This is a genomic window from Thermus antranikianii DSM 12462 (assembly GCF_000423905.1).
Lineage (GTDB): Bacteria > Deinococcota > Deinococci > Deinococcales > Thermaceae > Thermus > Thermus antranikianii.
Genome location: NZ_AUIW01000026.1, coordinates 1 through 9,060 on the forward strand (window position 1 = coordinate 1; position 9,060 = coordinate 9,060).

Consider the following 9,060-nt stretch of genomic DNA (forward strand, 5'->3'; position numbering starts at 1 on the left):
GCTGGAGAAGATGCTTCAGGAGCGGTATGCCCCCCGTACACAGACTCTTACACATAACTCTTGACACGACCTGACCCCGCTTTGGGCTGCGGAAGTGAAACTCACAAAAATCGCGACTTGACTGGCATGGGGCGAGGAGGCGAAGGGCCGTATGGGAAAGAGCCCTGCTGTCCCTTCCCTCAGACCCGGCACGCCGAGGGAAACGCCAGGAGCATGGGGAAAGTAGCGATAGGCCGGCGGGGAACAGGTGGGCCATTCCATCCCCCCGCAAAAAGGTTCCTGCTGGCCCCTTGCGAGGGGGGTCATGTATAAGCGCGAGAAAGGAGTTGACCAATTATGGTCATGTCTCCTATCCTTAGGGGGAGAGGGGATTGCCGATGCCCAAGGCGGCGGATCGGAACAAGAAACTGGTCAACATCGCCGAGGCCAAGGCCCAGCTCTCCCGGTTGGTGAAGCGGGTTGAGCAGGGGGAGGTCATCCTTATCGGGCGGTACGGGCGGGTGGTGGCCAAGCTGGTGCCGCCCGACACCCCTCCGAAGCCCAGGCGGGTGCCAGGGGTCTGGAAGGGGAAGGTCTGGATCGCCCCGGACTTCGATGAACCCAATGCCGAGATGGCCCGGATGATGGAGGAAGGTCCGGTTGAACCTGTTGCTCGATAGTCACATCGTGCTGTGGTGGCTTTCCGATGATCCAAGGCTGAGCCGCAAGGCCCGCCGGTTGATTGAGGGGGCCGACCAGGTCTTCGTGAGCGCCGCAACCACCTGGGAGCTTGCCGTGAAGGCTTCCCTGGGCAAGCTGCGGATGCCGGAGGGTTTTGTGGAGGTGGTGGAGGAAGAGGGGTTCACCCATCTCCCCATCACCCCGGTACACGCCATGGCGGTCCGAAGCCTGCCGTGGCATCATCGCGACCCCTTCGACCGCATCCTCCTGGCCCAGGCCATGGTGGAGGGGCTGAGGTTGGTGAGCGCGGATCAGGCGCTGGTTCCCTACGGAAGATTCGTGATCAGGGTTTAAGGAGCCAATTCCTACCTGAGTAACGACTCCCCGGTTTCTTGCCCTCATGAAGGCAACCCTCAGGACTTGCCCGGGGGTCAGCCCTTAGCGATGGGGTAGGGCTTCAGTACACCTGCTTCCTCTGACCCTACCCGAAGGCCATCCCACGGATCGCCTGATCCAGGCCCGGGGTGGGGAGGTAAGGGGGGCAAGCCCCTAGGGGAAGCGCCGGGGATAGGGGAAAGCTCAGCCGAGCCCCATACCGCTGAGCGCTTCCCGCGAAATGTAAGCGGCGAATGGATGCCCTCGGCTGCTCGAGGAAGGATCGTGACATGGTTACCTCACGCGAGTTTTCCCACACCCTGGTTGTCGGTGGAACCGGCATGCTGCGGGAAGCCTCGGTGGCCTTAGCCTCCCGCTCGGGGCGCCTGACCTCCGTTGCTCGAACCCAGCGTTCGTTGTTGAGCCTGGACGCGGAACTGGCCAGGACGGGCTGTGTCCATCACCTGCTGGCCTTGGACTGGAACGTCCCGGACCGGTTCCTGGCCGAGATCGAGCGTCATATTGGGGCTACGGAGCCCCCTGAACTCGTGGTGGCCTGGATCCATGAGGATCACCTGGCCCTTCGGCTCGCGGCTGTGCTGGCCCGGATGGGCCATCCCTTGCGCTTCTTTCACGTGGTGGGAAGTGCCCGGACGAATCCCAAGCAGCTGGCGGACAGCCTGTCCCAGGGACTTGAGCCGCACCCCAACCTGAGGTACCACCAGGTGGTTCTGGGGGCACGGAGATCGGGTGGGTCCATGCGCTGGCTCACGCATCAAGAGATCTCGGCGGGTGTCCTTCAGGCCATCGAGGCAGGGCTGGCGCAGTGGATGGTGGGGGATGTGGGAGGTTACTAACCCGAACGGGGCGACGCTACGCTTGGTCGTGGGAGGAAGTTGGTGTGGGAGTTTGGGCTTTCGCCCCCACCTTTGGGCAGGCCGTCCCTTAGGTTATGAAGCCCAGCCCCAGGCGGTAAAACACCTGGGTGCCCTGGCGGCGGGCGGCCACCACCCTCGCTTCCCGCAAAACGGCCAGGTGCCTCGAGGTGGCGCCTTGGGGAGGCTGTAAGCGCTGGGCCAAGCGGCCCACGCTTTCCTCCCCTTCCAGAAGGCCCAAAGCGGTGCGCAGGCGGGTGGCCTCCGCCAAGGCGGAGAAGGCCCTCAGGATGCGCTCGAGGTCTTCCGCCAGGAGCCGGTTTTCCCTTGGGGCTTCGTGGCGTTCCCTGCGCTGATTATATGAGTATCCGGAAATGAAGGGTATCCCCACGGGAATGGGGCTTTCGCGTAGGGGGGCTTGGGGGTCTTGGCCCTAGACGAGAGGTCAGGGGGGCGTATAGCCTGAAGAACATGTACGAGGGTAAGATCCTCTACGAAGGCCTCACCTTTGATGACGTTCTCCTCCTCCCCGGGTACTCGGAAGTGTTGCCCCGGGAGGTTTCGGTAAGGACGCGGCTTACCAAAAAGCTTTACCTCAACATCCCCATCCTCTCCGCGGCCATGGACACGGTGACCGAGGCGGAGATGGCCATCGCCATGGCCCGCGAGGGAGGGCTTGGGGTGATCCACAAGAACCTCAGCATCGAGGCCCAGGCCAACATGGTGCGGAAGGTGAAGCGCTCGGAGGCGGGGATGATCCAGGATCCCGTCACCCTGCCCCCCACCGCCACCCTCGAGGACGCCGAGCGCCTCATGCGGGAGTACCGCATCGGGGGGCTTCCCGTGGTGGACCTCTATGGGAGGCTTCTGGGCCTGGTGACCAACCGCGACCTGCGCTTTGAGCGCAACCTGAAGCGGCCCGTCACCGAGGTCATGACCCCCATAGACCGTTTGATCACCGCTCCTCCCGGCACCACCCTGGAGGAGGCGGAGGAGATCCTACGCAAGCACAAGGTGGAGAAGCTTCCCCTGGTGGACGAGGCGGGTAGGCTCAAGGGGCTTCTTACCCTCAAGGACATCGTGAAGCGCAAGCAGTACCCCAACGCTGCCAAGGACCATCTGGGCCGGCTTTTGGTGGGGGCAGCGGTGGGGGCGAGCCGCGACCTCCCGGAGAGGGCGGCGGCCCTGGTGGAGGCGGGGGTGGACGTCCTGGTTCTGGACTCGGCCCACGGGCACTCCAAGGGGATCCTCGAGGCCCTCACCTACTTGAAGGAAACCTTTGGCGACAAGGTGGAGATCATTGCCGGCAACGTGGCCACCCGGGAAGGGGCAAGGGCCCTGGCGGAACGGGGGGCGGATGCGGTGAAGGTGGGCATTGGCCCCGGCTCCATCTGCACCACCCGGGTGGTGACCGGGGTGGGGGTACCGCAGATCTCCGCCATCCTCGAGGCGGTGGCAGGGGTAAAGGACCTGGATGTGCCCATCATCGCCGATGGGGGCATCAAGTACACCGGCGATGTGGCCAAGGCCCTGGCGGCGGGGGCCCATTCGGTGATGCTGGGGAGCATGCTGGCGGGCACCGACGAGGCCCCGGGGGAGGAGGTGCTGAAGGACGGGCGCCGCTACAAGCTCTACCGGGGGATGGGCTCCCTGGGAGCCATGAAGCAGGGCTCTGCCGACCGCTACTTCCAGGAGCCGGGTAGGGGAGGGGAGACCGAGGCCAAGAAGCTGGTGCCCGAAGGGATCGAGGGCATGGTGCCCTATAAGGGCCCCGTGGCCGATGTCCTCTACCAGATCGTGGGCGGCCTGAGGAGCGCCATGGGCTACGTGGGGGCCCCGGATATAGAAACCTTCCGGCAAAAAGCCCGCTTCGTGCGCATGACCATGGCGGGCCTCATCGAAAGCCACCCCCACGACGTGGTGGTCATCAAGGAGGCTCCCAACTACTCCCCCTAAGGCCGCCCCACCCTCTTCGGACTAGTCTCCGAAAAGTTTCTCAAAGGCCTCCCCGCCCCCCTTCTTGCGGGCCAGGCGGTAGGTGCCCTCTTTTTCCTCCAGCCTTCCCTCCGCTACCAGGGCCCTCAGGGTGTCCTCCAGCTCCTTTTTGGAGAAGGCTTCCCCCTCTTCGTCCAGGTAGCGCTGGATCTCCTTGAAGGTGGCAAAGCGCAAAGCCTCCACCGCCCGCATGACCCATGCCTTGCGATCCATACCACCATCCTATCCCCTTTCCCCGTGGCATCCTGGACGTGTGGACCCCTACCGGGAGTACCAGGACTACGTGGTGGCCTCGAGGCTCCTGGTGGCCCTGGGGCTTTCCCGGGAGGTGCTTTCCCTGGCCCAGTATGCCCGGCTTCGCCTTAAGCGCATGGAGCTTGTCCAGAAGGGATGGTTCGGCCGCCTGGAAAGCTTGGATGAGCGCCTGCGCTATGGCTTCTTCAGCAATCCCCTAAAGCTCAAGGAGTTCCTCAAGCGCACCGCCCACGCCCCCTTTTGGGCCTCCCCCCTGGCCTTTGAGGCCCTACTTTTCCCCGAGGAGCAGGCCCGCCTGGCCTACCCGGGGCAGGCGGGGGAGTACTACCTGGGCTGGCTCAGGCTACCCCATCTCCTCATGGACCCCCTGGCCTTTGAGGAGGCCCTGAGGGAGCAGGAGGCCCGGGCCCAGGCCCTTCCCCTCTTCCTCAACGCCTTCCACCGGGTACCCGGCCCTTGATGCCTTTCGTCCTTGGGCCTAACCCTAGGCCTCTTCCTCGAGAAGGGGCAGGCGCACCCGGAAGAGGGTCAGGCCGGGCTGGCTTTCCACGGCGATCTCTCCCCCGTGGGCCTTGGCGATGGCCTGGGCGATGGCCAGGCCAAGGCCTGTGCCTCCTCCGGGTCCCCGGGCGAAGCGCTCAAAGAGGCGGGGAAGGAGGTCTTCAGGGATTCCCGGACCATGGTCCTCCACCTCCAAGAGGGCGTTTTCCCCTTCCCGCTTGAGGCGCACCCAGACCCCTTCCCTCCCCGCGGCCCGCACCCCGTTGGCGATCAGGTTCCTGAGCATCTGCAAGAGCCGGTCCGGGTCCCCAAGGACCTCCAGGGCCTCCCCCTGAAAGGCCACCCCATACTCCCGGGCGGCCTCCTCCGCTAAGGCCTTCAGGTCCACGATGTGGGGGTTTAAGGTGCGCTCCGCCTCCCCCCGGGCCAGGGAGAGGAGGTCTTCCACCAGGCGGCGCATCCGCTCCGCGGTGGCCTCCATGGTGCGGAGGGCCTCGAGGTCCTGGGGATTCCTCCTTAGGCGGTCCAGGTGGCCGAGGAGCACGGTGAGAGGGGTCCTGAGCTCGTGGCTGGCCTCGGCCAGAAAGGCCCGTTCCTTTTCCTTGGCCTCCTTGAGGGCGAAGAGGAGGCTGTTTACCGCCTCCACCATGCGGCCGAACTCGTCCTTGGGGAGGTTGAGGGGAACGGGGTCCAGGCGCTCGGGGTTACGCCGGGCGATCTCCTTGGCGGCTTCCTCCAGGGGCCTGGCGGTGAGGTGGGCGGTGAGGTAGACCAAGGCCGTGCCCAGGGGGAAAAGGAGGAAGAAGGCCTCGAGGAGGGCTCGCCTCAAGGCCCTTTGCGCCAGGTCTATGGGGGCGGTGTCCTGGGTGAGGGCGAGAAGGCCCAAGGGGGTGCGCACCAAAGCGGCGGCGAAACCCCCCTGCCAGATGACCCTGGGGACCTCCCCCACTTCCTTCAGGGCCTCAGGGGGAAGGCGGTGAGCCTCCTGGGTTAGGATCAGGGCCTCCCCATCCTCCGCATAGAGGTGCAGGTAAACGCCCCCGGTGGTGAGGAGGGTCCCCGCCTGCCCCTTGCGGTAAGCCTCCGCCGCCCGCTTGGCATCCTCCCGGAGGGTGGCCTCGAGGTGGCCTCTAAGGGCTCGCTCCACCCCTTGTCCTGCCAGGTACAGGGCCCCCACCAAAAAGAGGAGCCAGAGAAGGCTGAAGGAGAGGAAAAGCCGAAGCCGGAAGGACATGGGGCCGGGCTAGGTTTCCTCCTCGCCTCTTCCCGGGCGCACCGCATACCCCAGGCCCCGCACCGTGCGCAGGTAGCCGTAGGCCCCGGCCTCGCGGAGCTTGGCCCGGAGGTTGGCCACGTGGACGTCCAGGACGTTGGAATCCCGGCCCAAGGGTTTGCCCCAGATCTTCTCCTCGATCTCCTGCCGGGGAAACACCCGTCCCGGACGGCTCATGAACAGGTGGAGGAGTTCGAACTCCTTGGGGGAAAGCCGCACCTCCTTCTCCCCGAAGAAAACCTGCCGCCTCTTGGGGTAGAGCTCCAACCGCCCCACGCTCAGGACCTCGCTTCCCTCCTTGTGCCTCAGCTGCACCTGGATCCGGGCCAGGAGCTCGGCGGGGTGAAAGGGCTTCACCAGGTAGTCGTCGGCCCCGTCGGAAAGAAGGCCCACCTTGCGCTCCACGGCGTCCTGGGCGGTGAGGACCAGGATGGGGGTATCGTCGGTGGCCCGGATCCGCCGGGCCACCTCGGCCCCGTCCAGGTCCGGAAGGCCGAGGTCCAGGACCACCAGGTCTGGCTTCCGTTCGCGGTGCTTCACCAGGCCCTCCATGCCGCTTTTGGCCCATTCCACGGTGAAGCCCGCCTCCTTGAGCTCCAGCTCCACCAGGCGGGCCACCTCCGCGTCGTCCTCGATGAGCAGGATGCGCTTCATGGCCAGAGCCTTTCCGGAGGGGCGAGGCCGTAGACCTCCTTGAGGAGCCTAAGGAGGCTCACCCGCTCCTTGTCCTGCAGGAGGACCACATCCCCGCGGTCGGCCACCCCGGGGAAGGTGCGGGGCCTCTCCCCCGGGAGCACCAGAAGGAGTTGCACCTCCTGGCCCAGCCTAGGGGGCACAGGGGCAGAGAGGGGGATCAGCCTTTTGCCCTCCACCCGCCAAGCCCCGTGCAGGATGCGCAGGTCCTGGGAGAAAAGCCTTAGCTCCGTGCCCGGGGGGAGGCCAGGTCCCAGGAGGGGAGGAAGGGCGGCCAAAACCGTCCCCAGGAAAAGGAGAAGGAGGGCCAGGGGACGCATCGCCTTCCATTCTACGCCGAGGGCCCGGCCTTTTGTGGGAGGGAGGTTAAGGATCCTGAAGGTTTTTCCGGGAGGAGGAAGCCCGCGGAAACCACGTACTTGAGGGCGTCCTCCACGCTGATCTCCAAGGGGATGACCTCCTCCGTGGGCACCAGGATGACCATGCCGCTGGCTGGAACCGGGCTCGTGGGCACCAAGACGGCGGTGTACCCTTCCGGCAAGGGGGGAAGGCGGCCATCCACCGGTTGCACCACGAAGCAGAGGGTGTAAAGCCCTCTCCGGGGGTACTCGATGACCGCGGCCCGGCTGAACTTCACCTCCTGGTGGCCGAAGAGGGTATGGGTGATCTGCTGCACCGCCTTGTAGATGTCCCGCACGATGGGGAAGAGGAGAAGGGAGCGCTCGAGGGAACCGATGAGCCTTCGGCCCAGGTAGTTCTCCGCCACGGTGCCCACCAGGTAGATGAGCACCCCCGCCAGGAAGAGCCCCACGAAGGGTAGGAGGGGCTGGTAGGTTCGGGGCACCTCGAGGTTCAGGAGGCGCAGGAAGCTCTGGATGTAGCCCCCGGAGTAGGTGTAGACCCAGGCCAGGAAGTAGAGGGTGACCAGAAGGGGGAGAAGGGTAACCAGCCCGGTGAGGAACCTCTGGCGCAGGCGCATGGCTTTCAGTTTACGGGAAAATCCCCCGTGGGAGCGGGCTGGCGGCGGGGCTCGGGTTCAGGCAGGAGGTCTACCCATCTCCCCACACGGGCGAGGACCGCAAGGGGGTGGTGCTGCCGGGGCCCCCAGCCTGACCAAGCCAGGCTGGGGTGGCATCCCTAGCGCCCGTCCCCACGGCTTTGGGCCAGTTCCTTGAGGCCCTTGATGTCCTTCAGGATGATCTTGCCGTAGCCGGAGCGGATGTAGCCTTCCCGGGTAAGCTCCCCGATCACCTTGGTCACGGTTTCCCGCACGCTCCCCACCGCTGCGGCCAGCTCGTCGTGGGTGGCGCGGAGGACCAAGCCCTCCGGCTCCTCGTGGGCCAAGGGGGTTTCCGCCAGCTCCAGGATGGCCGCGGCCATGCGGTTTTTCAGGCGCTGGGTGGCCAGGCGCTCAATGCGCCGGTAGGACTCGGAAAGGGCCTGGGCCAGGCTGAGGAGCACCTGGCGGATCTCCTCGGGATGGGGTTCCTTGGGGAGGGGTTCTGCCACCACCTCGGTCACCGCCTCGGCGAAGTACGTCCGCTCCATGCCCGCCAAGGCCTCCTCGCCGAAGTACCCCCCGGGGCGGACCAGGCGCAGGGTGAGGGCATTCCCCTCTTCATCCACCGCCTCGAGGCGCACGAGCCCCTCGAGGACCCGGTAGACCCGGTCCCGGGGCCCCGGCACCCCCGGGTACAGGATGACCTCGCCGGGCTTGAAGGTTACGGTTTCGCGGGCCTGGGTCATGGCTGCCTCCTTGCCCCTAGGCTAGCACGCCCTCCCGGTTTTGTAAACCTTTGGGTTACAAAAATCGCCCCGGCTACGGTTTTGGCAGGGGGCGTTTCCTCGCCACGGGGAGAAGGCGGTCCGTGGCGATCTCGGCTTCCCTTCCCTCCCGCCTGGCCTTCTCCCTTTCCAGCTCTGCCCAGAAAAGGGCCATCTCCCACACAGCCTCAAGCCGCTCTTCCAGGGGCAGACTCTGCCACTCGCTGCGGTCGTCTATAGGGGTGGTGAGGGGAAACCTGCGGGCGATGGGCAGGATTTTTCTCATAGCTCCTCGAGGTCACGCAGGTCTATGGGACGGCCAAAGGCCCTCTTGAGGGTTTTAAGGTCCTCAGGGTGGACCACGTACACCGCCACACCCCGGACGTGGTGCTCCGTGGCCCGGGCGAAGGCCTCGTCGAAGGAGGGGTTTTCCAGAATCATATGAAATCCTCCCGATCCATTCCCTCAGCATCCCCCCGGCCACCAGTGAAAAAGAGTGTGGCTCCGAATAAGCTCCGGCTGGGTCTGCAAGTAAGCACAGCGGGCCTCCACCCTCTCCCAAAGCTCCTCCTCCGAATCCACCCGCCCATTCGCTACCACCCCGTCCACCAAGGGCCATACCCGCTCCACAGGCTGTAGCTCAGGAGAGTAGGGGGGCAAAAAGACCAA

At 65.5% G+C, this 9,060-nt stretch carries 14 protein-coding genes and 1 pseudogene; 5 read left to right on the plus strand and 10 right to left on the minus strand.

Annotated elements, in window-relative coordinates; translation table 11 throughout:
- The first annotated feature begins 377 nt into the window (after positions 1–377).
- The 3 genes from G584_RS0110920 (at position 378) to G584_RS0110930 (ending at position 1,892) form a co-directional block, all read left to right on the plus strand.
- On the plus strand, positions 378–659 hold the full coding sequence (locus tag G584_RS0110920; RefSeq protein WP_028494637.1) for a type II toxin-antitoxin system Phd/YefM family antitoxin: 282 nt from the start codon (positions 378–380) through the stop codon (positions 657–659).
- Positions 640–1,014: a type II toxin-antitoxin system VapC family toxin gene (locus G584_RS0110925; protein WP_028494638.1), complete on the plus strand. Its 375-nt coding sequence runs from the start codon at positions 640–642 to the stop codon at positions 1,012–1,014. The genes G584_RS0110920 and G584_RS0110925 overlap by 20 nt, the downstream gene beginning before the upstream one ends.
- Positions 1,015–1,376: 362 nt before the next feature.
- Positions 1,377–1,892 carry a Rossmann-fold NAD(P)-binding domain-containing protein gene (locus G584_RS0110930; RefSeq protein ID WP_126170657.1) on the plus strand — a complete coding sequence of 172 codons (516 nt, stop codon included), beginning with the start codon at positions 1,377–1,379 and terminating at the stop codon, positions 1,890–1,892.
- Between the two features lie 88 nt (positions 1,893–1,980).
- On the opposite strand, the gene G584_RS12255 is transcribed toward G584_RS0110930, so the two are convergent.
- Positions 1,981–2,301, minus strand: a complete 321-nt coding sequence (locus G584_RS12255; RefSeq protein ID WP_245563404.1) for an ArsR/SmtB family transcription factor — start codon at positions 2,299–2,301, stop codon at positions 1,981–1,983.
- Between the two features lie 80 nt (positions 2,302–2,381).
- On the opposite strand from G584_RS12255, the gene guaB reads away from it, so the two are divergent.
- On the plus strand, positions 2,382–3,866 hold the full coding sequence (guaB, locus tag G584_RS0110940) for an IMP dehydrogenase (RefSeq protein WP_028494640.1): 1,485 nt from the start codon (positions 2,382–2,384) through the stop codon (positions 3,864–3,866).
- Positions 3,867–3,887: 21 nt separating this feature from the next.
- Here the strand turns inward: guaB and G584_RS0110945 are convergent, their stop codons facing one another.
- Positions 3,888–4,118 (minus strand): hypothetical protein, encoded by a 231-nt coding sequence (locus G584_RS0110945; protein WP_028494641.1) that lies wholly within the window; start codon positions 4,116–4,118, stop codon positions 3,888–3,890.
- 40 nt (positions 4,119–4,158) lie between these two features.
- Here G584_RS0110945 and G584_RS0110950 point away from each other — a divergent pair, with 40 nt between their 5' ends.
- Positions 4,159–4,620 (plus strand): hypothetical protein, encoded by a 462-nt coding sequence (locus G584_RS0110950; RefSeq protein ID WP_028494642.1) that lies wholly within the window; start codon positions 4,159–4,161, stop codon positions 4,618–4,620.
- Between the two features lie 24 nt (positions 4,621–4,644).
- Here the strand turns inward: G584_RS0110950 and G584_RS0110955 are convergent, their stop codons facing one another.
- From G584_RS0110955 to G584_RS12810, 8 genes and pseudogenes are all read right to left on the minus strand, one after another.
- Positions 4,645–5,895, minus strand: coding sequence for a sensor histidine kinase (locus G584_RS0110955; protein ID WP_028494643.1), 1,251 nt, complete (start codon positions 5,893–5,895; stop codon positions 4,645–4,647).
- A gap of 9 nt (positions 5,896–5,904) precedes the next feature.
- Entirely contained in the window at positions 5,905–6,588 is a 684-nt protein-coding gene (locus tag G584_RS0110960; protein ID WP_028494644.1) for a response regulator transcription factor, read from the minus strand.
- The gene (locus G584_RS0110965) at positions 6,585–6,947 is read right to left on the minus strand and encodes a hypothetical protein (RefSeq protein ID WP_028494645.1); all 363 of its coding nucleotides are present in this window, start codon (positions 6,945–6,947) and stop codon (positions 6,585–6,587) included. Before G584_RS0110965 ends, G584_RS0110960 begins: the two co-directional genes overlap by 4 nt.
- 11 nt (positions 6,948–6,958) lie before the next feature.
- Positions 6,959–7,606 (minus strand): DUF502 domain-containing protein, encoded by a 648-nt coding sequence (locus tag G584_RS0110970; protein WP_028494646.1) that lies wholly within the window; start codon positions 7,604–7,606, stop codon positions 6,959–6,961.
- A gap of 158 nt (positions 7,607–7,764) precedes the next feature.
- Positions 7,765–8,373, minus strand: a complete 609-nt coding sequence (locus G584_RS0110975) for a helix-turn-helix domain-containing protein (protein WP_015716402.1) — start codon at positions 8,371–8,373, stop codon at positions 7,765–7,767.
- Positions 8,374–8,446: 73 nt separating this feature from the next.
- Entirely contained in the window at positions 8,447–8,677 is a 231-nt protein-coding gene (locus G584_RS0110980) for a hypothetical protein (protein ID WP_028494647.1), read from the minus strand.
- Positions 8,674–8,832, minus strand: a complete 159-nt coding sequence (locus G584_RS12725) for a hypothetical protein (RefSeq protein ID WP_157626424.1) — start codon at positions 8,830–8,832, stop codon at positions 8,674–8,676. Before G584_RS12725 ends, G584_RS0110980 begins: the two co-directional genes overlap by 4 nt.
- A 24-nt stretch (positions 8,833–8,856) precedes the next feature.
- Positions 8,857–9,060: pseudogene (locus G584_RS12810) on the minus strand (hypothetical protein); the annotation flags it as partial.

Excerpts from the sequence above, each read along its gene's own strand:
- G584_RS0110920 (WP_028494637.1), top strand. The coding sequence starts at position 378 with ATGCCCAAGGCGGCGGATCGGAACAAGAAACTGGTCAACATCGCCGAG.
- G584_RS0110930 (WP_126170657.1), top strand. The coding sequence starts at position 1,377 with ATGCTGCGGGAAGCCTCGGTGGCCTTAGCCTCCCGCTCGGGGCGCCTG.
- guaB (WP_028494640.1), top strand. The coding sequence starts at position 2,382 with ATGTACGAGGGTAAGATCCTCTACGAAGGCCTCACCTTTGATGACGTT.
- G584_RS0110945 (WP_028494641.1), bottom strand. The coding sequence starts at position 4,118 with ATGGATCGCAAGGCATGGGTCATGCGGGCGGTGGAGGCTTTGCGCTTT.
- G584_RS0110955 (WP_028494643.1), bottom strand. The coding sequence starts at position 5,895 with ATGTCCTTCCGGCTTCGGCTTTTCCTCTCCTTCAGCCTTCTCTGGCTC.
- G584_RS0110960 (WP_028494644.1), bottom strand. The coding sequence starts at position 6,588 with ATGAAGCGCATCCTGCTCATCGAGGACGACGCGGAGGTGGCCCGCCTG.
- G584_RS0110965 (WP_028494645.1), bottom strand. The coding sequence starts at position 6,947 with ATGCGTCCCCTGGCCCTCCTTCTCCTTTTCCTGGGGACGGTTTTGGCC.
- G584_RS0110970 (WP_028494646.1), bottom strand. The coding sequence starts at position 7,606 with ATGCGCCTGCGCCAGAGGTTCCTCACCGGGCTGGTTACCCTTCTCCCC.
- G584_RS0110975 (WP_015716402.1), bottom strand. The coding sequence starts at position 8,373 with ATGACCCAGGCCCGCGAAACCGTAACCTTCAAGCCCGGCGAGGTCATC.
- G584_RS0110980 (WP_028494647.1), bottom strand. The coding sequence starts at position 8,677 with ATGAGAAAAATCCTGCCCATCGCCCGCAGGTTTCCCCTCACCACCCCT.
- G584_RS12725 (WP_157626424.1), bottom strand. The coding sequence starts at position 8,832 with ATGATTCTGGAAAACCCCTCCTTCGACGAGGCCTTCGCCCGGGCCACG.